Here is a 20,992-nt window from a genome sequence, read left to right on the forward strand (position 1 = left end):
AAGATGAAAGCTTTTCATTATAATCGGCTGCTTGTTCTTGTTATTTTAGTAGGACTTGTTTCGGCGCTTGTTGTCAATGTTATGCGCTATCGTGCTGAGCAGCAGAATCTCAGCATTGATATGGCAATTGATTATGAGGGCCTTTTGGAGCTTGCGGAGAGGTCCGGGGAAACGCCGGAGGAAATTTTCCGCCAGGCCAAGGAAGCGGGTATTACATCGCTGGCTGTCTATGAGACTACCTTCAAAAAGCTTAATCTCAACGGCAAGGCAAGCGCAGTGCCGGGAAGCAAAATTCTCGAAAATTATCAGACCGGTGCTCTTGTAAGCCCTGAGTGGCGTGCTCTTGTTGAACAGGGCAAAATAATCGGCACAGAGGTATATGTTACGGGACATGATGCCCTGACCTACCAGGAGGTAAGGGAGGATCTGATACGCCGTCTCGGAGCCGACCGTGTGCGCCCGTTCATGGTTGACGGTCATGAAGCACTGGCAGTAAAGGCAAATTACAAGTCCTTTGAAAAAATGAACCTTGGTATGCCAACGGATGAAATGAAGGCTGTAAATGATGCAGGCTTCTATGTCATTGCGCGTCCAAGCAATTATGAAAAGGTAACTGATGACGATATTCATGCGGTCTTTAAGCGCATGGACGGAATCCGCGTATCCGAGATTATTTATTCGGGCAAGGAGGTGCTTGGCGCACCGAAGCGTCTGAAGACTGTTATCGAGGAGTGTGAAAAGCGCGGTATAACCCTCGGAATGATTGAAGCAACCACTCAGCTGCAGTTCTATCAGCAGGACGGGCTCGTGGAGCTGGCGAAGGGTATGGATTACAGAGCTGCCCGCGTATATTCCATACCAAAGGACGAGCAGCCGAAGATGAAGATGGCGGCTGCCGTTGAGCGCTGGGCGAACACGGATGAGGAACGCAACATCCGAGTAAATCTTATGCGCATTTATGAAGCACCGGCACCTGAGATGACGCTGGTGGAAACGAATATGAAGTACTTTAAGGAGACAAAGGAAATCCTTGAGAGAAAGGGCTTTACAACAGGCCCTGCAGGGGTGTTCCCACCCTTTGAGCCGTCTCCTGTCCTGCGTGCCCTTATTATGCTCGGTGTTGCTGCAGGTGGAGTATTGTATCTTTCCCTGGTAATTCCTGCGCTGAACCGCCGCCCGAAGCTGGAGCTTATTCTCTTTGCTGTATTCGGTCTTATTGCGGCTGTTCCTGTGCTTATGGGACACGGAGGAAAAATCCGCCTTATCGCGGCGCTGGCAAGCGCTAACATTTTCCCTGCGCTTGCTGTTATCCGTCAGCTTGACTGGATTCGCGGCCGCAAGGAACGGCCTGAGTCGCTTGCGCGTTTTATTGTTATGGCAGTTGGGGCGCTTTTTGTTACGGGAGCTATGGCCTTCGCCGGGGCGGCGTATCTTTCGGGTTCGCTTTCCGACGTTGAGTATTTCCTTGAGGTAAATATCTTCCGCGGAATCAAGCTGACCTTCGTTATGCCGATAATTCTGGTGGCAGCTGCATTCCTGCAGCGGTTCAGTGTATTCGATTCTCCGGATGGAGAAGGTCTTGTCAAACAGCTTAAAAAGCTTATGGATATGCCCGTGAAGGTGAGCACCCTTATGGTGCTCTTCGGAGTTCTTGTCGCAGGCGTTGTATTCATCGCGCGTTCGGGACATAACATGGGAATGCCTGTTTCGGGGCTGGAGCTTCGATTCCGTGCGTTCTTGGAACAGGCCCTTTATGCCCGTCCGCGGTCCAAGGAGCTTTTAATCGGTCATCCGGCATTTCTTGCCGCTGCCTTCGCATGGTGGAAGAAATGGCCGACCATGGTATTCTTCATACTCGTGCTGGTTGCAACAATCGGACAGGGCTCTATGGTTGAGACCTTTGCGCACATGCGCACACCTGTTATGATGTCCTTTGCACGGGGCATCGGAGGTGTGCTGGGCGGTGCCATGATAGGCACGGCAGCTGTTCTTTTGGCGGCCGCATGGTACAGGCTCATGGAAAAAGCAAAGCACATGGGTGAGGCGAAAGAATGAATCATATTGTAGTTTCCGGGTATTACGGCTCGAAAAATGCCGGCGATGAGGCAATGCTCGCCGCAATGATCGAGGTTTTATCCGATTTGGAACCGAAACTGAATATTACCGTTATTTCGGCAAACCCGGAAGATACAAAGAAACGCCACGGTGTTGAGGCTGTGTCATGGCTCGATGTGGGGGCGATTCTTTCGGTGCTGAAAAAGGCAGACCTGATGATTTCAGGAGGCGGAAGTCTTCTGCAGAATGTTACAAGCGGTCGAAGCCTCTATTACTATCTGGGTGTAATCCTTATGGCGCGGATGGTGGGTACGCCTGTCATGCTGTACGCACAGGGAATCGGCCCTGTCTGCGGCGGCTTTGCACGCCGTCTGATGACGGCTGTATCGAACCGTGTTTCACTGATTACTGTGCGTGACCATGGTTCCCTTGAGGAACTGAAAAGCCTTTCGGTCAAGCGTCCACCTATTGAAGTGACAGCAGACCCTGTGCTTGCAATTCATCCGGTGGACCGCGCAATAGGGCGTGCTATTCTGAAGCGCTACAAGGCTGACGGAGCAAAGCCTGTTATCGGTATATCCGTGCGTGAATGGCGCGGATGGGTCGGCTACAAGAAGGCCATCGCTGAGGCTGCCGACCGCATGGTGGAGGAGCTGGGAGCGCGTATTCTTTTCATACCGATGCAGTATCCCGAGGATGTGGAGGCAGCAAAGCAGATTGCTTCACGCATGAAGCAGCCGTCGACACTTCTTGATGAAGAATATACGACAAGCGAGCTTTTATCAATCGTGGGAAATCTTGAGCTTTTGATTTCAATCCGTCTTCATGCTCTGATTTTTGCAGGAGTTATGAATGTTCCCATGGTGGGAATATCCTATGACCCGAAGATTGACCGCTTCCTCGATTCCGTTGGGCAAAAGCCTGCGGCTGACCTTCAGACGGTTACGGCGGATAATCTAATGGAAGACGTGCGTGCGAAGTGGGAGCTTCGGGGCGGTATCCGTGAGAAAAATGCTGAGCTTCTTTCAGAACTCAGACGCCTTGCCTTCCGCAACGCCGAGCTTGCCCTTGAGCTTATAAAAAATAAGAAATAATAAAAGGAGCTGTATGATGCAGCTCCTTTTTTGTATGCGCGGACGTCTCTCCTACAGTTCACCTGCGACGATACGATTTCTCTTATCGAAGAAAGCGCCTCCCGCATCGGGGAATCCGTTTGAGCTGCCTAATGGCATTTGCTGAGCCTTGGCTTTACGGTGGGATAACGATACAGTTCGACGCGGTAGGTTATATTTTGAAATAAATCACTATTTATGAAGTGTCATATCGAGGGCACTACTATATTACGAATGTCTTGCGGGGGGGGACATCTGTGATATGATTGAGTCTGTCAGGTGTATCAGCACCTGACTATATGGGGACGGATTAGATTTTTAAGGATGGGGGAATTGTAATGCAAAGAAAATTTTTAGTCGCGATTTGTTTAACGGTGTTTTTGTCGTGCTTGGCAATGGTAGCCAACATGAACCGTGTTTCGGCAATGGTGCTAGAACCTAAGGTAACTGCTGATATTGCAGGAACATATAGGATTTCTCAAGTATGGAAATTTAAATATGGAAGATATGATGATAAAGTAGTTGACCCATTGCGTAATTTTGTAGGTCGAATTGTACGAGTCGAAACAGATGATTGTACTGTTGATCAAGGTTATACTGAGTACAATTTGATTATAGTGGGTTACGTGGTTCCGGAGCCTAACGATATAGATCCTGAATATTTGAAAGATAAGCATGGTGTTACTATAGAGGACTACGAGAAAGAGGAGGTAGATATAGAGTATCTTGTCGGTCAGAGTGTTTTGAGTTTTTGGTTTAATAACCAATATAATAGGGATAGCAACGGAGGCGGAGGACATTTAGCTTCTTTGGAGTTTTTGAAGGATAAGTATAGTTTTATAGAGGGCGTGTATGTAGTTATAAAACCAGACTCATTGCTTTTTTATCATTATGGTGATTATGGGCACATGGGGAAGTGGAATTTTGTTGAAAACATGGTCCGGGAGCCGATTTTGGAGTTAAAGAGAATAGAATAACTTTCTAAGCTGATTAAAGCCAAGATGTCTTGTTATTTTACAGGATAGTCTTGGCTTTATGTTTTTTTTAGCCCATACAGTTCGACGCGGTCGGATAAATTTTGAAATATATCTCAGCAGATTCCACGCGGCTTAATTCGCCCGCAGGGCGTTTAGCAGGTTCAAAGGGCTGCGCAAGCCCTTGTGGGGAAGTTTGAAGGGGCGAAGCCCCGTCAATACCAAATCCAGATTTTGCATTGACACCAAGCGAACAGGGTTCTGCTCGTGAATAAGCTGAAAATATGCCGGACATTTCTCTGTTATAACGTAAATTGCAAGATTTTCCTATAAAATATGGGAAAATCTTAGCAACTGCGGTATAATAGAAGAGATTGAAAGAATTTTGAACTCGGAAATGGAATATGCATGGAGGGGTAAAATTCCATGATTCAGATGAAGGATATTTCTAAAACCTACGAGAATGGAACTGTTGCGCTTGAGCGCGTGAATGTTGAGATAGGAAAGGGCGAGTTCGTTTTTATTGTCGGTGCCAGCGGCGCGGGCAAATCTACGTTCATCCGCCTTTTGTTTCGTGAGGTGCTGCCGTCCAGCGGCACTCTTATTGTTAACGGACATGATGTGGTAAACATGCCGAAAAGCGAAGTGCCCTATCTTCGCCGCGGCCTTGGAGTTGTGTTTCAGGATTACAGACTTCTGCCGGATAAAACCGTGGCAGAGAATGTTGCCTTTGCAATGCAGGTCATTGAGGCACCGAGACGCCGCATGCAGCACAGTGTCAACGCGGTGCTGGATATTGTCGGACTCAGGGATAAATACAAGAATTTTCCTTCACAGCTTTCAGGCGGTGAGCAGCAGCGTGTTGCAATCGCGAGAGCAATTGTGAATAATCCTGCTCTCGTAATCGCAGACGAGCCTACGGGAAATCTTGACCCGGAAACCTCATGGGAAATTATGGATATTTTCAAACGGATAAATGCCAGTGGAACGACAATTGTCATGGCTACACACGACAAATATATTGTTGATACGATGAAGAGGCGCGTTATCGCCATTGAGGACGGAAAAATAGTCCGCGATGAAGCGCAGGGGGTATACGGATATGAAAATTAGTACAAGCGAGTATGTGATCCGCGAGGTCTTTTTCTCGCTGCGCCGCAACAGCTGGATGGCAATAGCCTCTATCAGCACGGTAGCGGTGTCCCTGTTTATTTTCGGTATGTTTATGATTCTTGTGATGAACATGAACCGCATGGCAGAATCCCTGGAATCACAGGTCGAAATCAGCGTATACCTGAAGGATGACGTTAAGGAAAGCAGTATTGATGACATACGCGGAACCATCGAATCCATGCAGGGAATTGATACGGTCACTTTTGTCGGAAAGGAAGAAGCCATGAAGCGCTTTCAGGAGCGCCTTGGCGAGCAGAAATTTCTCCTTGAGGCAATAGGAGATACAAACCCGCTTCCGAATGCCTTTGAGGTAAAGGTAAAGCATCCTGATATGGTGAAGGCTGCTGCTGATGAGATTTCCAAAATAAAGGGCGTTGAGTCGGCAAAATACGGGCAGGATGTTGTGCAGCACATGTTTGATATTACCCGTCTTATCCGTGTTTTCGGTTTCGCGGTTATGGTGCTGCTGGCGGGCGCGACACTCTTTATTATTTCAAACACAATCCGCCTTACTGTGTTCGCACGCCGCAAGGAGATTGCGATAATGAAATATGTCGGCGCTACCGACTGGTTTATTCGCTGGCCGTTTATGCTCGAGGGCATTGTGCTTGGATTTTTCGGCGGTGTTGTGGCTGCCGGAGCGCTTCGTATTGCCTACGGTATGGTAACCAATAAAATTTATGATACGCTTGCATTCTTTCCGCTGATACCGATGTTTCCCTTTATCGGCTATGTTGGAATCGGGATTCTTGTCTGCGGTATGGTCATAGGAGCCATCGGCAGCACGATTTCTTTGAAACGCTTCCTGAATGCTTAAGGGGGAACCGGGATGAAGAAATGGAAGGAAAAGGCGGCGGCGCTTTCACTTACGGGAATACTGCTCTTTAATCCTGCCGCCGCGCTTGCTGCGGATGATGATGATACCGAGGCTCTTGAAGCTCAGCTTGAGGAGCTGCAGATGCGCGCCGATGCCCAGCAGGCAGAAACGGAGCGTATTCAGGGTAAAATAGACAGCGTTTCCGAGCAGCTTCGCGTGCTGTCTATGCATGTAAGCGAGGCTGAGGCCGAATACGCCGAGGTGCAGGGAGCTCTTGAGGATACGGAAGGCCGTATCGCTGAGAATCAGGAGCTTCTTGAAAAGACACAGAAGGAACTTAACGAAAAATCGGGACTTTTAAGAAAGCGCGTGCGCAATATTTATATGCACGGGCAGATAAGCTACATAGACGTACTCTTCGGAGCCAAGAGCTTTAACGACTTTTTGACACGGATGGATCTTCTGACGCGAATCATAAAGGCTGATTACAACCTTTTGAAAAAGGTGCAGGAGGATAAGCGCGTCGTTGAGAAGGCAAGGGCGGCTCTGGAAACAGAGCGCAAAACAAGGATTGCCCTTGTTCGCGACGCGGCTTCAAAGCGTGCTGAGCTTCGTTCAAGAAAGCGTGAAAAGGACGACCTTCTTGAACGCATGGAAAACGACAAGGCATTGTCACAGCAGGCATACGAGGAAATGCTGGCCGCATCAAAAGAGGTTGAAAAGCTCATTCAGGCGCGGCGCTATCAGTACAGGGGGCCTGCGGTTGTTGGCGCGGGCGGTCTCATGTGGCCGATTGCCAGCGATGAGATAACATCGGATTACGGCTGGAGAACACATCCTATCACAGGCGACTCCCGCTATCACAGCGGAGTCGATATCGGCGGTGATTACGGCGAGCCTATCTATGCTGCGGCAGCCGGAACTGTTGTTTATGCAGGATGGATTTCCGGCTACGGCTACGCGGTTGTCATTGACCACGGCGGTGGAATATCTACCCTTTACGGTCATAATGAGCAGCTTAATGTTGGTGAAGGTCAGAATGTATCCCAGGGCGATGTTATCGCCTACTGCGGCTCCACAGGAAACTCCACCGGACCTCACTGTCACTTCGAGGTTCGTGAAAACGGAGAGCCTGTAGACCCGATGGGTTACTTTTAAATTTTGAAGCAGGTGGAATTTTGCCAAGAAGCAAGAAAAAATATATTTTGACGGCTGTAGTGTCTGCCTTGACGGGTGCCGTGCTGACAATAGGCGTGCTGGCCTGGTCGCTGGGACTTACACCGGATAAATATGAAAGATTTGCGAGATTCCTCGTCATGATGCGTTTCGTTGAAACGCAGTATGTTGACGAGGTGAGCTACGACAAACTGATGAACGGGGCAATATCCGGGATGATTAAGTCTCTGGGAGACCCGTATTCCGTTTATCTCGACCCGGAAATGTACAAAAAGCTCATTGAGCAGACCGGAGGAACCTTTGGCGGTATCGGCGTTGTTATGGGCTTTGAAAACGGAGTCCACATAATGTCGGTGCTGGAGGGTACTCCGGGAGAGGCTGCAGGGCTTGTAGTGGGGGATGAGATTCTGGCGGTGGATGGTACTCCAACATCCTCTATGGATTCTGAAACCACGGCGATGTCAATCCGCGGAGAGGCAGGCACGGACGTAGTACTTTCCATTCGCCATTCCGACGGTCGTGAACAGGAATACACAATTACCCGGGATGTCATTCACGTGAAAACTGCGGCAGGCCGCATGTTTGATAACTCAGATATAGGATATATCCGTATAGCGTCCTTCGGAGAAAGCACGGCGAAGGAATTTGAGACAGACTACAACAGACTTCGTGATGAAGGCATGAAGGGCATGATTATAGACATGCGCGCAAATCCGGGGGGCTATGTAAAGACCTGCGTGGATATTGCAAACCTCATTGTTCCTGCAGGCCCGGTCGTTTCCGTGGTACAGAGGGACGGCACACGCGAGGAGCATACATCCGGGCTTTCGGAGCCGACAGTACCTATTGTGGTGCTGATTGACGGGAATTCTGCCAGCGCCTCCGAGATTCTTGCGGGAGCTTTGCAGGATACGGGAGCTGCTACGCTGGTGGGAACGACCTCCTACGGAAAAGGCTCTGTTCAGGTTGTTCTTCCAATGCCTGACCGCACTGAGGCCGTGAAGCTTACAATTGCAAGGTACTATACTCCAAACGGGCGCAGCATAAACGGCGTCGGAATTGAACCGGATGTCTTTGTGGAGCAGCCTCCTGAGGCGCACAGGGACATGCAGCTTGAAAAGGCTTTGGATGTAATTAAGGAAAAAATGAAAGCTGCGGAAAATAAATAACGCAGATCGTACTTATTACGGATGGAGAAAAGATGAAGTTAATTCATCTTTTCTCTTTTCTTTATACATAAAATACATTATAATAATAAATAAGGTCATTTAATCGTAGACTAATGAAGGGAGAATCACAAAGATGCAGCTTATGGGAAGACGAGAGCGGAAGAAACTTGAGTCACGGAAGTGCATTATGGATGCAGCGGTGAAAAATTTTGTGGAAAATGGCGTGACAGAAACCTCCATCGCTGATATTATGAAGGAAGCGCGCCTGGGGGTAGGAACATTTTATAACTATTTTGAATCAAAGGAAGCGCTGCTTTTCTGTCTTTTGAAGGAAATTGCTGAAGCGGTTTGCGGACAGGCGGAGAAGTCGATGAAAAACGGAGAGTCCGCAGGAAAAATTCTTCGGGCGGCGGTGAAAAGCACGACAGAAGCGCTGGAGAAAAATCCTTATGTTCTTCCGCTTTTCCTTGGGACTGCAAGCAGACAGCCCAACGATAAAAACAAATCGGCCGGAAGAAATGCCCGTACGCCGGGATTTAAGGGCGTATTTACGGATATTATCAGCTATGGTCAGAAAAAGGGAGAGTTCGATCCTACGCTCGACCCGCATCTCGTTACAGAGATGTTCCATTCTATTTTCCAGGCGGCCTCCTTCAGCTCGCTTTCATACAGCTTTGAGGAAAATGTCAGTCTGAAGGTGGATTTGATTTTGAAGGGTATTGAACCCAGATAAAGAATATTGACAGGGAGTATTTATGATTAGTGTAACTAAACTGCTTTTTTCAAGAAATTATGATGGGGATGACCTGAGATATCGTCCGGGTGCGGCGCAGATGAAGCACGGGACCTCAGAGGGACACGGCCCTGTTGTGGCGTGGAACGTGACGAGAACCTGCAATCTCAAATGCCGTCACTGCTACATGGATGCGGACGCTGAGAAGCATGATAATGAGCTCACGACAGAGGAAGCCAAAAGATTTATCGACGATTTGGCGGATTTCCATGTGCCTGCTCTGCTTTTCTCCGGTGGTGAGCCTCTGGTCAGAAAGGACCTCTTCGAGCTTGCGGCCTATGCAAAGGAGAAGGGTGTAAGGCCGACGCTTTCCACCAATGGTACGCTTATTACCCGTGAGGTAGCGCAGAAGCTCAAGGATATCGGAGTTGCTTATGTCGGTATTTCATTGGATGGCCTGAAGGATGTCAACGACATGTTCCGCGGCAAGGAAGGTGCTTACGAGGCTGCCATGCAGGGCATCAGAAACTGCGTTGCGGTTGGTCAGCGCGTTGGTCTGCGATTTACTATAAATGAGCATAATGCAAAAGAGCTTGATAATATCTTTGACTTTATAGAACGGGAAGAAATAAACCGTGTCTGCTTCTATCATCTCGTATACTCGGGGCGTGGAGAAAAAATGGTGAAGGAGGACGTTTCTCCTGAGGAATCCCGTGCAGCTATTGATACCATCCTTCGCCGCACCCGTGATTTTGAGGAGCGCGGCCTTGAAAAGGAGATTCTTACCGTAGACAATCACTGTGACGGTGTGTATATGTACCTCAAAGCAAAGGAAGCAGGGGACGAAAAGCTGGCGGCTCAGATCTGGTCGTATATTTCAATGAACGGAGGAAACCGGTCAGGTATAGCCTTCGGCGAGGTAGACCCGGAGGGCAACGTTCATCCCGACCAGTTCACACAGCATCATACCTTCGGCAATGTCCGCGAGCGTAAATTCAGTGAAATCTGGCAGGATGTGGAGTCGAATCCTATCCTTGCAGGACTCAAGGATAGAAAAGGCCTGCTTAAGGGACGCTGTGCGAAATGCCGATTCCTTTCGGCGTGCAATGGTAACTTCCGTACCCGTGCAGAGGCGCGGACGGGTGACTACTGGGAATCTGACCCTGCCTGCTACCTCACGGATGAAGAAATCTTCGGGGAGGAAATGAAATGATCGTATCCTGGAACACGACCAATGCCTGCAATCTTACCTGCGCGCACTGCTACCGTGATGCGGGAGCGAAGGCGGAGGATGAGCTTTCAACGGCGGAAGCCAAAAAAATGCTCACGGAAATCGCCCGGGCGGGATTCAAGATTATGATTTTTTCCGGTGGAGAACCCCTGATGCGCCCCGATATTCTGGAGCTTGTAAAATTTGCCTCTGACCTCGGGCTTCGTCCTGTGTTCGGAACAAACGGCACACTTATCACGCCTGAGCTTGCAGTTAAGCTTAAGGAAGCCGGTGCCATGGGAATGGGTATTTCCCTTGATTCGCTTGACGCGGAAAAGCATGACAAATTCCGCGGCATGGACGGCGCGTGGGCCGCAGCGGTACGCGGCATGGAAAATTGCAGAAATGCGGGACTTGCTTTTCAGATTCATACAACGGTTATGGACTGGAACGAGTCCGAGCTTGAGGCAATGACTGATTTTGCAGTTGAAAAGGGTGCTGTGGCACATCATTTCTTCTTCCTTGTTCCAACGGGACGGGCAACAACCATTGAGGAGGAGTCCCTGCGTGCTGAGCAGTACGAATCCGTGCTTACACGCATCATGAAAAAACAGCAGACTGTGGACATAGAGCTGAAGCCTACCTGCGCGCCGCAGTTTTTGCGGATTGCCGCTCTCATGGGAGTAAAGACACGCTTCCGCCGTGGCTGCCTCGCAGGACTGGCATACTGTATAATAGGTCCCCGTGGAAAGGTACAGCCCTGCGCGTATCTCAACATGGAAATCGGTGATGTAAGAAAGCAGCCCTTTGATGAAATATGGAAGAACAGCGAAGTATTGAAGAAGCTTCGTACCATGGATTATTCAGGCGGCTGCGGCTCCTGTAACTTTAAGCACGCCTGCGGCGGCTGCCGTGCGAGGGCGGCATATTACCATGACGGGGACTATATGGCAGAGGAGCCGTGGTGCCTCTATCATGGGCGTAAAGGACAGTGAAAAGAATTTAAATGATAAAAGTCGTTTTTTGTGATATGGACGGCACACTTCTTGACGCGGAAGGAAAAATGCCGCCGCAGTTCGATGAGGTAATGGCGGAGCTCAAGGAGCGTGATGTCCTCTTTGCCCCTGCAAGCGGACGTCAGTACTCGGCACTTCTTAAGCAGATGGGAAAATATATCGATGATTTTCTTTTTGTGGCTGAAAACGGCACCTTCGTCGCACGTCATGACAAGGAGCTGTTTTCCAACGAGCTTGACCGCGGCGACATACTGAGAGTGCTGGATGCCGCAGGTGAGATACCGGGCGCGTATCCTGTTGTCTGCGGTAAAAGACTTGCTTTTGTCACCGATGTGTGGAAACCATATTTTGATGCTATGCGTCAGTATTTCACCCAGTGTCAGTTCGTGGATGATATACGCGAGGCGGCAGAGAAGGAAGAGGTCATAAAGGTGGCTGTCTGTGATGCCGAGCGCGGGCATGCGGAGGAATATATTTATCCGCAGCTTCGTGATGCTGTGGCGGACCCGCTGCAGGTTGTTTTGAGCAGCGGCTACTGGGTTGATATAATGAATCCTGACGTTAGCAAGGGCGCGGCGATAAAAAAGGTGCAGCAGCTTCTGGGAGTAAAGCCTGAGGAATGTGCTGCCTTTGGCGATTATCTGAATGACGTTGAGATGCTTGAGTCGGTTGGCTATGGCTTTGCGATGGAAAATGCCCACCCTGATGTGAAAAAGGTTGCGAAATACACCGCGCCACCCAACACGGAATACGGAGTTATGACAAAGCTGCGTGAGATGATAGCGCAGGGCATGATGGGATGAATGAGAAAAGGAACCCTTCTTCGGAGGGGTTCTTTTTTATTAGAGGCTGATATGTGCGCCCAAGTCATATTTTTTCTTCGACAAAATACCTGCAATAGCGTAATATAAGTATGTGTAAAATTGTAACCTGGAGGCGAAGGTATGAGACTTGATTATCACATGCATTTTGAGCACGGTTCCTATGATGCGGCATGGGTGCAGGGATTTTTTGATGCGGCAGAGAAGCGCGGCATAGACGAAATCGGTATCTCCGAGCACAGCCACGGCTTTGAAGAGTTTGAGCCCTTCTATTATAATGACCTCGTTCTTGATGATTCCTTCATTGGAGAGTTTCAGCAGAAGTGGCTGAAAAAGAAAAAGTTCATGTACTCGCTGGAGGAATATTTTGATTTCATGGAGCAGCTGAAGTCTGCAGGTCATGATGTGAAGACAGGCATCGAGGTGTGCAATTTTCAGCAGCAGGTTGCTGTAAAAAATATTCTGTGCCGGTATCCCTTCGATTACATCATCGGCTCCGTGCATTTTTTGAGGGGCTGGGCGTATGATTCGGCTGAAATCAAAGCGGAGTGGAATGAACATTCCCTTGAGGAAATTTACGAATGGTACACGGCTGAGGCTGAGTATCTCTGCGCAGGCGGCTGCTACGATGTTCTCGGGCATCCCTTCAACATCCGTCTGTTTAAGTTCATCCCTGACTTTGATGTTACACCGTATCTTGAGCGGGTTGCGAAGGCGATGAAAAAGGCGGATATGGTTGTTGATGTGAACACGGGGACATTATACCGCTATCCGATTAAGGAAATTTCCCCTTATCCTGATTTCATGGAGATGGCTGCGGAGTATCATCTGCCCATCAGCTTCGGCTCAGATGCTCATGAGCCTGAGGACTGCGGAGCATATATCAGCGACGCGGTGGATTATGTAAAAAAATACGGGTACAGGGAATCTGTGAGATTTGATAGGAGAGACCGTGAAATGGTTCTTTTTGACTAACGATGGAAAAGCTTTTGTGTGAACTTGCCCTGATTGCTTTCAAAACGCTTTCTTTGATTGACATTAACGGATTTGTTGATGTAAAATAGGCAGATGGAAAGAAGGGTGAGAGAAAATGCCAAGTTATGGTGTGGCTTTTTTCGTTGCTGTGGCAGCGGCTCTGTTTATGACGCCGCTTGTTATCAAGCTCGCATTTAAGACCGGTGCGCTGGACAAGCCGGACGCACGGAAGGTTCATAAAAAACCTATTCCCCGAATCGGAGGACTCGGGATATACGCTGCCTTTATGGCGGCTATGGCTGTTTATCTTTCGGCCAACGAGCTGCCGGAGGATGTTGGTCAGGGAATGGTCGGTCTGATGATCGGTGGAACACTTATTGTTGTCCTCGGTCTTATTGATGATTATTCCAATCTTCCCGCAAAGGTAAAGCTTATCGGTCAGATTGTCTGCGCAGCTGTAGCTGTGGGCTTTGGTGTCCGTATTGATTTCATCACGGATCCCTTTGGAGATATTCTCTATCTTTATGATTATGTGACGATTCCGGGTTCCATTTTCTGGATGGTGGGACTCACGAATACAGTGAATCTGATTGACGGCCTTGACGGGTTGGCTGCAGGTGTTTCGACGATTGCCTCGGTGACTATCTTTTTGGTAGCGCTCCAGCAGAATATAATTCTGGTAGCAGTGGTTACGGCGGCTCTTGCCGGCGCTGCCTTTGGCTTTCTCTGGTACAACTTTAATCCGGCAAAGATTTTCATGGGAGATACAGGCAGTATGTTCCTGGGCTTCATGCTTTCGGGAATTTCAATCATCGGCGCGGTGAAGAGTGCTACGACGATTGCGCTTATTGTTCCGATACTTGCTCTTGGCCTTCCTATTCTTGATACTACCTTTGCCATCGTGCGCCGTTACCGTGGAGGAGTGCCTATTTTCAAGCCTGACAAGGGACATCTTCATCACCGCCTTTTAAATCTTGGCTTTACGCAGCGTCAGGCTGTTCTTTTGATGTACGTAATAAGTGCCCTTTTGGGCTTCAGTGCCATCGCTATGACTGAGGTATCCAGCAGTCTTGCGGTTATGATTATGGTTGGTGTTGTTGCCGCGGTGCTTTACGGAGCAAAGCGTATAGGCATTTTCAGAATGAATACAACAACTTCGGCGCAGGGCCGTTGAACGGAGGACTCAAGGAATGACAGATAAAAAAATAAAGGTCATGACCGTGTTTGGCACCCGCCCGGAGGCTATTAAAATGGCGCCTGTGGTTCTGGAGCTTGCAAAGCACCCGGATAAAATTGTTCCGGTGGTGGCGGTCACGGCACAGCACCGTGAAATGCTTGATCAGGTGCTGAATCTTTTCAGGATAAAGCCTGATTATGATTTGGATATAATGGCGGCAGGACAGACGCTTTTTGATATTACCTCCCGCGCCATGGCAGGACTTGATAAGGTTCTTACGGAGGAAAAGCCCGATATTGTGCTTGTGCACGGTGATACAACGACCACCTTCGCGGGAGCTTTGGCGGCGTACTATCATCAGACGGATGTGGGACACGTCGAGGCAGGACTTCGCACACATAATAAGTACTCCCCGTTCCCTGAGGAGATGAACCGTCATCTCACGGGAGCGATTGCGGATCTGCATTTTGCGCCGACATCTACCTCGGAGAGCAATCTTCTGATGGAAAATACTCCGAAGGATAAAATTTTTGTTACGGGGAATACGGTTATTGATGCTCTGCATCATACGGTGAAGGATGAATTTACCTTTGACCCGTCGCTTTCGGGCATAGGCTTCGGGAAGCACCGCATCGTCCTCGTGACGACGCACCGCCGTGAAAATCTTGGTGAACCGATGCGCCATGTATATCAGGCGCTGAAGCGTCTTATTGATGAAATTCCGGATATTGAGATTGTATTTCCGGTGCATAAAAATCCAAAGGTACGCGAGGTCGTTCAGGAGGAGCTGGGCGGCGTTGAGCGGGTTCATCTAATTGATCCCCTCGATTACGAGCCGTTTGCGAATGTCATGCATCGTTCAGCAATCATTCTTACAGATTCCGGAGGAGTTCAGGAGGAGGCTCCGGCGCTTGGAAAGCCGGTTCTTGTCCTGAGGGATACAACGGAGCGCCCTGAGGCGGTTGCCGCAGGCACAGTGAAGCTTATTGGCACGGACATGGAGCGTGTCTACAGCGAAGCAAAGCGTCTTTTGACCGATGAGGCTGAGTACAGCCGCATGGCAGAGGCGGTAAATCCGTATGGAGACGGAAAGGCAGCAGAGCGTATCGTTCAGGCAGTGCTTTACCATTATGGTCTTGCGGCAGAGCCGCCGCAGCGTTTCAGCGGTGTTGAATAAAAGAAAATATGAGGGATTCACATGAAGGATGACAGCGAAAAGAACGTAGAAAATCCGAAGAATCCATGGGAGAATTATGAGGAGCTGCGCAGAGTTGTCTGGGCAGCTTCAATTTTTTTCGGGCTTGGAATTTATCTTGCGACGACAGTCGGCGTATGCATCTGGCTCGGAATGAAATTTGATGAATTTTTCGGAACAGAGCCGAATGGACTCCTGACGGGGATAGTCATGGGTTTCCCTGTGGCAATCTATTCGGTTTATAAAAAAATGAGAAGAAAAGAATAGTTTTTCCTTGCGCTTACATATTTATTCGCAGTATAATAATGTCAAGTTGTGTTCAGTATTCATCTGAGGCTTAGGGCCGGGGAGGAATATGAAAAAATTCTTATCAGTTTATGGCCGGGGCGGCATATGGATGATCCACCTCCTGGCAGTCTGCACGCTCATATTTTTCTTTGTTCTGCTTTTTCAGGGAAGAGGGGAACTTATAGGCGCGCTTTTTGTCGGGTATTTTACGGCAGCCTTATGTTGTTGGACCATGACGAACCGCATGAGCGGGGCGGCTTTCGATGAGAAGAAGGCAGTCCGGCAGTTCAGGCGTGGACCGTTTATTCGGTTCGGGTCGCTGGCAGCGATTCTGGCAATTATGGCAAAGATTTCATCATCAGCCTTCTTCGTCACTATCGTGGGCTACTTCCTGTTCATGTTTCTTGCGTTTGGATGTCTTATAGCATCCAGATTCCTGAAGTCTGGTGGGAATTGATATTTTAAAAGCAAAGGAGGGGGGTTTATGGACAAAATCGGTGTCCGCGAGGTCATAGAGATTGGCGGCTATACATTTAACGAGCATACCATTCTCATGACATGGCTTACGATGGCAATCGTAATCCTGGTCGCGGTACTGGCGACGCGGAATCTTAAAGAGGTTCCGACGGGATGGCAGAACGCAGTTGAGGCGATTGCGGAGCTTTGGGAGACCCAGGTCAAGAACATGATCGGCAAAGAAGGACTTTTCCTTGTCCCGCTTTTCATGACATTGTTCCTGTATCTGATGATAGCCAACTGGCTTGGTCTGACTCCGGGGATGGAATCTCCGACAAACGATTTGAACACGACGCTGAGTATGGCTATCCTGATGACATTCTTCGTCAATCACGGCGTTGGAATTGCGAAACAGGGAATCGGCCATCTGAAGCATTTCGTTGAGCCGTTTGCGCCGTTCATCATCGTAAATGTTATCGAAGAATTGTCGCGGCCGGCATCACTTGCCTTCCGTCTTTTCGGTAATATTCTGGCAGGTGAGGTTCTTATCATCATCATCCTGGCTCTTGTGCCGGGTGTTGTGAACTGGCTGCCAAGTACACCGTGGGTGCTTTTCAGTATCTTCGTCGGCGTTGTACAGGCATACATCTTTACGATGCTTTCAATCACGTACATTGCGCCGTCTGTCAAGAAGCATCACGACTGATTTGATTTTAGCAAGCCGTGGCGGGCTGCGGTTTTAAAACCGCGAGATTCAGCCAATTATTTTAAAAATTTTTTATTTATTTAAGGGAGGATTTTTTCCATGTCACCAGTTATTATGTCTCTTATCGCAGTTATGGTTATTATGTGTGTTGCAGCTGCTATGGCTGTTTACGGCGATTCCAAGGTTCTCAGCCGTCTTATGGAAGGTATCACACGTCAGCCGGAAGCTAAAGATGCACTCTTCACGAACGCACTCGTTTCCTGCGGTCTTATCGAGTCCATGCCGATCATCGCAACTGTCGTTGTTCTTATCCTTATCTTCGCTAACCCGCTCCTCGCAAAATAAGCCAGAGTGAACAGAAAGGCGGCAGCTTTACGGCGGTCGCCTTTTCATAAGGTAAGGAGGTATAGGGATGTTAGACATCAACTCTACATTTTTTGTGCAGATTTTGAACTTTCTCGTCCTCCTTCTGGTGCTCAAAAAGTTTGCCTGGGGACCGCTCCTCGCTACGCTTCATGCCCGTACGGAAAAGATTGAAAACAATATCCGTATGGCAGATGAGGACCGCGCTCAGGCCGCAGAGATGAAGAAGGAATACGAAGCGAAGCTCGCAGACGCACGCAGCAAAGCTCAGGAAATCATGGACGCTGCAAATCAGCGTGCAGCCGAGGACACAAAGGCTCAGAAGGAGTCCACGCGTCTTGAGGTTGAAAAGATGAAAGAGACAGCCAAGGCGCAGATCCAGATGGAGCGCGACGAGGCTGCAAAACAGATGAAGGGCCAGATGGTTTCTTTGTCTCTTGCCGCTGCTGCTAAGCTGATGGGCCGCAAAATGGACGATGCCGCTGACGAACAGCTCGTTGCGGAGTTCATCGATGGTCTCACGAAAGATAAGATCGGTGATTTGTCATGTTAAATTTACAGCTTGCAAACAAGTACTCCCGGGCCATTTTCCTGCTCGCGCAGGAGGAGAATAAGCTGGACGAGTACGGCAAAGAGCTCAAACAGCTCAGTGCTGACATCGACAGCTTTCCGGAACTGAAAACATATCTGGCAAGCCCGATGATTCCCGTGCAGGCAAAAAAAGAAGTAGCCGCTAAAGCAGGCGCCGAGGAAGGCCTTTCACCAATGGTGCAGAATTTTTTCAGTCTGTTGGTAGAAAAGGGACGTTCCGAGCTTCTTGATGAAATCGTAAGTGAATATGAAAACTTTGCCAACGAGGCACAGGGCATTGTTGTCGCGGATGTTACCACGGCACGTGACCTTAACGGTTCTCAGACAGATAGACTTTCAAACAAGCTTGCGGAAATCACAGGAAAAACAATCAAGCTGCGTCCACATCTGGACCCGAAAATCATCGGCGGCGTTGTTGTCCGTATGGGCGACAAACGCATCGACGGCAGCCTGACAGGCAAATTGCAGGCTCTGCAGGCAGAGCTTTTAGCGGATTAAGTGTGAAATTGGGGTGACAGCTAAGTTATGAAGATGAATCCGGAAGAGATAACAGCCATCATCAAAGACCAAATCAAAAATTATAACGTTGATTTGAGCGTTGATGATGTCGGTACTGTTATCGAAATCGGCGACGGCATTGCCCACATCCACGGCCTGCAGAAGGCTATGGCAGGCGAGCTGCTCGACTTCGGTAACGATATATTCGGCATGGTCCTCAACCTTGAGCAGGACAATGTCGGCGCCGTTGTTCTTGGTCGTGAGACTGAGATCATGGAAGGCGCAACAGTAAAACGTACGGGCAGAATCATGCAGGTGCCGGTTGGCGAAGCAATGATCGGCCGTGTCGTTGACGCACTGGGCCGTCCTATCGACGGCAAGGGACCTATCGCTACGACGGAATACCGTCCTATCGAGAACAAGGCTCCCGGTATTGCAGACAGAAAGTCGGTTCATGAGCCGCTGCAGACAGGTATCAAGTCCATTGATGCCCTGGTTCCTATCGGACGTGGACAGCGCGAATTGATTATCGGTGACCGCGGTACAGGTAAAACTGCTATCGCAGTTGATACGATTATCAATCAGCATGACCAGAACTGTATCTGCGTATACGTTGCAATCGGCCAGAAGGCATCCACGGTTGCACGTGTCGTTCGTACTCTTGAAGAGCACGATGCAATGAAATATACGATTGTCGTTGCTGCTACAGCATCCGACAGCGCACCGCTCCAGTACCTGGCTCCGTACTCCGGCGTTTCCATCGCTGAGTACTTCATGTACAAAGGCGGCCACTGCCTCTGCGTATACGACGATCTTACAAAGCACGCGGCTGCATACCGCGCAATGTCCCTGCTGCTCCGTCGTCCGCCAGGACGTGAAGCATATCCGGGCGATGTTTTCTATTTGCACTCCCGTCTTCTCGAGCGTGCAGCAAAACTTTCCGACGACCTCGGCGCAGGTTCGATTACGGCTCTGCCTATCATCGAGACACTCGCAGGCGATGTCGGCGGTTACATTCCGACGAACGTTATCTCCATCACAGATGGTCAGATCATGCTCGAAACGGAAATGTTCTACTCCGGTATCCGTCCGGCCGTCAACGTCGGTCTGTCGGTATCCCGTGTCGGCGGCTCGGCTCAGATCAAGGCTATGAAGCAGGTCGCAGGTACTCTCCGTCTGGATTTGGCTCAGTACCGCGAACTCGCGGCATTTGCTCAGTTCGGCTCCGACCTCGACAAAGCTACGAAAGATCAGCTCGACCGCGGTGCCCGTATGGTCGAGACACTGAAACAGTCACAGTATTCACCGCTTGTTGTCCAGGATCAGGTCATGATTCTTTACACGGCAGTCCACGGCTTCCTTTCCGACATTCCTGTCGACAAGGTTGTTACGTTCCAGAAGGACTTCCTCAAGTTCGTTAAATCGAATCATCCGGAAATCGGCAACAAGATTGCGGAGCAGAAGAAGCTCGACGATGCTCTCGAGGCATCGCTTAAAGCTGCCATTGAGGAGTTCAAGGAAACTGTTACTTACAAGATGGCATGACGCGAGGTGATTTAATTGGCTAGTTTACAGGACATACGCCGGCGAATCAAAAGCGTAAAAAGCATCCAGCAAATCACCAAAGCAATGAAGATGGTTGCCGCTGCACGTCTGCGTCGTGCGCAGATGGCTGCGATAGCCAATAAACCGTATGCGAACAAGATGGCCGAAGTGGTCGAGAGCGTAGCGGCTAATGTTGGAGATTTCAAGCATCCTTTGCTCGAATCGCATCCGGGCGGCAAGGAGCTTTTCCTTATCGTCGCATCGGATAAAGGTCTTGCGGGCGCTTACGCCAGCAATGTTTTCAAAGAAGCGGTTTCCCATATTCCCGACAAGTCTGCGGCAGATTTAATCACAATCGGACGCAAGACGGAGGAACACTTCAGAAACCGTAACTACAACATCGTCAAGTCTTATATGGGCATCAGTGAACGTCCGACGTTTGATGATGCGAAAGCAATCGCGAAGGACATCACGGAGCGTTATGAATCCGGAGAGTACAGCGTCGTACATATCGTTTATACACGTTTTGTTTCGGCAATCAGCTCTGTTCCGGAAACATTCCAGCTTCTCCCGTTCGAGGGACTTGTAGGCGATAATACAAAGGCAGAAGAGAACAGCGAAGAGGAGAACTTCGGTGAGGAGAGTCTGTTGGATTCCAAGTCGGACGACGACTATATGGATGACGACAAGTATATCTTCGAGCCGAATGCCGAAGAGGTTCTCGGATACCTGCTGCCGCAGTATCTTGTTACAATGATTTACGCGGCGCAGCTGCAGGCCGCAGCCAGTGAGCTCTCATCGCGTATGACGGCTATGAGCAATGCTACCGACAACGCTGAAGAGCTGAATAAGAAGCTCGACTTGCAGTATAACAAAGTACGTCAGGCGAACATTACCCGCGAGATTTCGGAAATCGTGGGCGGTGCTGAAGCCTTGAAGTAA

Annotated in this window: 22 protein-coding genes; all 22 read left to right on the forward strand. The window is 49.3% G+C overall.

The genetic code is table 11. The features are described from left to right. The first annotated feature begins 3 nt into the window (after positions 1 to 3). Positions 4 to 2,055 carry a DUF5693 family protein gene (locus BUA83_RS07220; RefSeq protein WP_072935568.1) on the forward strand — a complete coding sequence of 684 codons (2,052 nt, stop codon included), beginning with the start codon at positions 4 to 6 and terminating at the stop codon, positions 2,053 to 2,055. Continuing rightward, on the forward strand, positions 2,052 to 3,149 hold the full coding sequence (gene csaB, locus BUA83_RS07225) for a polysaccharide pyruvyl transferase CsaB (protein ID WP_072935570.1): 1,098 nt from the start codon (positions 2,052 to 2,054) through the stop codon (positions 3,147 to 3,149). Before BUA83_RS07220 ends, csaB begins: the two co-directional genes overlap by 4 nt. Positions 3,150 to 3,505: 356 nt before the next feature. Further along, positions 3,506 to 4,144: a hypothetical protein gene (locus BUA83_RS07230; protein WP_072935571.1), complete on the forward strand. Its 639-nt coding sequence runs from the start codon at positions 3,506 to 3,508 to the stop codon at positions 4,142 to 4,144. 423 nt (positions 4,145 to 4,567) lie between these two features. Then, positions 4,568 to 5,254, forward strand: a complete 687-nt coding sequence (gene ftsE / locus BUA83_RS07235; RefSeq protein WP_072935572.1) for a cell division ATP-binding protein FtsE — start codon at positions 4,568 to 4,570, stop codon at positions 5,252 to 5,254. Then, positions 5,244 to 6,131, forward strand: coding sequence for a permease-like cell division protein FtsX (gene ftsX, locus BUA83_RS07240; protein ID WP_072935573.1), 888 nt, complete (start codon positions 5,244 to 5,246; stop codon positions 6,129 to 6,131). The genes ftsE and ftsX overlap by 11 nt, the downstream gene beginning before the upstream one ends. A gap of 12 nt (positions 6,132 to 6,143) precedes the next feature. After that, positions 6,144 to 7,289 carry a murein hydrolase activator EnvC family protein gene (locus BUA83_RS07245; RefSeq protein WP_072935574.1) on the forward strand — a complete coding sequence of 382 codons (1,146 nt, stop codon included), beginning with the start codon at positions 6,144 to 6,146 and terminating at the stop codon, positions 7,287 to 7,289. Positions 7,290 to 7,309: 20 nt separating this feature from the next. Beyond that, the gene (locus tag BUA83_RS07250; protein WP_234988295.1) at positions 7,310 to 8,476 is read left to right on the forward strand and encodes a S41 family peptidase; all 1,167 of its coding nucleotides are present in this window, start codon (positions 7,310 to 7,312) and stop codon (positions 8,474 to 8,476) included. Positions 8,477 to 8,609: 133 nt separating this feature from the next. Continuing rightward, positions 8,610 to 9,209 (forward strand): TetR/AcrR family transcriptional regulator, encoded by a 600-nt coding sequence (locus tag BUA83_RS07255; RefSeq protein WP_094756527.1) that lies wholly within the window; start codon positions 8,610 to 8,612, stop codon positions 9,207 to 9,209. A gap of 22 nt (positions 9,210 to 9,231) precedes the next feature. After that, positions 9,232 to 10,422: a putative heme d1 biosynthesis radical SAM protein NirJ1 gene (gene nirJ1, locus BUA83_RS07260; RefSeq protein ID WP_072935576.1), complete on the forward strand. Its 1,191-nt coding sequence runs from the start codon at positions 9,232 to 9,234 to the stop codon at positions 10,420 to 10,422. Beyond that, positions 10,419 to 11,414, forward strand: a complete 996-nt coding sequence (gene nirJ2, locus BUA83_RS07265) for a putative heme d1 biosynthesis radical SAM protein NirJ2 (RefSeq protein WP_072935577.1) — start codon at positions 10,419 to 10,421, stop codon at positions 11,412 to 11,414. The genes nirJ1 and nirJ2 overlap by 4 nt, the downstream gene beginning before the upstream one ends. Before the next feature lie 11 nt (positions 11,415 to 11,425). After that, complete coding sequence (locus tag BUA83_RS07270) at positions 11,426 to 12,238, forward strand: HAD family hydrolase (RefSeq protein WP_072935578.1); 813 nt, start codon at positions 11,426 to 11,428, stop codon at positions 12,236 to 12,238. Between the two features lie 141 nt (positions 12,239 to 12,379). After that, positions 12,380 to 13,231 carry a histidinol-phosphatase gene (locus BUA83_RS07275; protein WP_072935579.1) on the forward strand — a complete coding sequence of 284 codons (852 nt, stop codon included), beginning with the start codon at positions 12,380 to 12,382 and terminating at the stop codon, positions 13,229 to 13,231. 115 nt (positions 13,232 to 13,346) lie between these two features. After that, positions 13,347 to 14,405 carry an MraY family glycosyltransferase gene (locus tag BUA83_RS07280; RefSeq protein WP_072935580.1) on the forward strand — a complete coding sequence of 353 codons (1,059 nt, stop codon included), beginning with the start codon at positions 13,347 to 13,349 and terminating at the stop codon, positions 14,403 to 14,405. A gap of 16 nt (positions 14,406 to 14,421) precedes the next feature. Continuing rightward, positions 14,422 to 15,585 carry a non-hydrolyzing UDP-N-acetylglucosamine 2-epimerase gene (gene wecB / locus BUA83_RS07285; protein WP_072935581.1) on the forward strand — a complete coding sequence of 388 codons (1,164 nt, stop codon included), beginning with the start codon at positions 14,422 to 14,424 and terminating at the stop codon, positions 15,583 to 15,585. Between the two features lie 21 nt (positions 15,586 to 15,606). Then, positions 15,607 to 15,870: an AtpZ/AtpI family protein gene (locus BUA83_RS07290; RefSeq protein ID WP_094756528.1), complete on the forward strand. Its 264-nt coding sequence runs from the start codon at positions 15,607 to 15,609 to the stop codon at positions 15,868 to 15,870. An 88-nt stretch (positions 15,871 to 15,958) separates the two neighbouring features. After that, entirely contained in the window at positions 15,959 to 16,348 is a 390-nt protein-coding gene (locus BUA83_RS07295) for an ATP synthase subunit I (RefSeq protein ID WP_072935582.1), read from the forward strand. A gap of 27 nt (positions 16,349 to 16,375) precedes the next feature. After that, positions 16,376 to 17,053 (forward strand): F0F1 ATP synthase subunit A, encoded by a 678-nt coding sequence (gene atpB / locus BUA83_RS07300; protein ID WP_072935583.1) that lies wholly within the window; start codon positions 16,376 to 16,378, stop codon positions 17,051 to 17,053. Between the two features lie 99 nt (positions 17,054 to 17,152). Continuing rightward, on the forward strand, positions 17,153 to 17,398 hold the full coding sequence (gene atpE, locus BUA83_RS07305; RefSeq protein WP_072935584.1) for an ATP synthase F0 subunit C: 246 nt from the start codon (positions 17,153 to 17,155) through the stop codon (positions 17,396 to 17,398). A gap of 67 nt (positions 17,399 to 17,465) precedes the next feature. After that, positions 17,466 to 17,969, forward strand: a complete 504-nt coding sequence (atpF, locus tag BUA83_RS07310; protein ID WP_072935585.1) for a F0F1 ATP synthase subunit B — start codon at positions 17,466 to 17,468, stop codon at positions 17,967 to 17,969. Next, positions 17,963 to 18,505 (forward strand): ATP synthase F1 subunit delta, encoded by a 543-nt coding sequence (atpH, locus tag BUA83_RS07315; protein WP_072935586.1) that lies wholly within the window; start codon positions 17,963 to 17,965, stop codon positions 18,503 to 18,505. The genes atpF and atpH overlap by 7 nt, the downstream gene beginning before the upstream one ends. A 27-nt stretch (positions 18,506 to 18,532) precedes the next feature. Then, entirely contained in the window at positions 18,533 to 20,050 is a 1,518-nt protein-coding gene (gene atpA, locus BUA83_RS07320) for a F0F1 ATP synthase subunit alpha (protein WP_072935587.1), read from the forward strand. A 15-nt stretch (positions 20,051 to 20,065) separates the two neighbouring features. Beyond that, the gene (gene atpG / locus BUA83_RS07325; RefSeq protein ID WP_072935588.1) at positions 20,066 to 20,992 is read left to right on the forward strand and encodes an ATP synthase F1 subunit gamma; all 927 of its coding nucleotides are present in this window, start codon (positions 20,066 to 20,068) and stop codon (positions 20,990 to 20,992) included.

The sequence above is a fragment of the Schwartzia succinivorans DSM 10502 genome, assembly GCF_900129225.1.
Classification (GTDB): domain Bacteria; phylum Bacillota; class Negativicutes; order Selenomonadales; family Selenomonadaceae; genus Schwartzia; species Schwartzia succinivorans.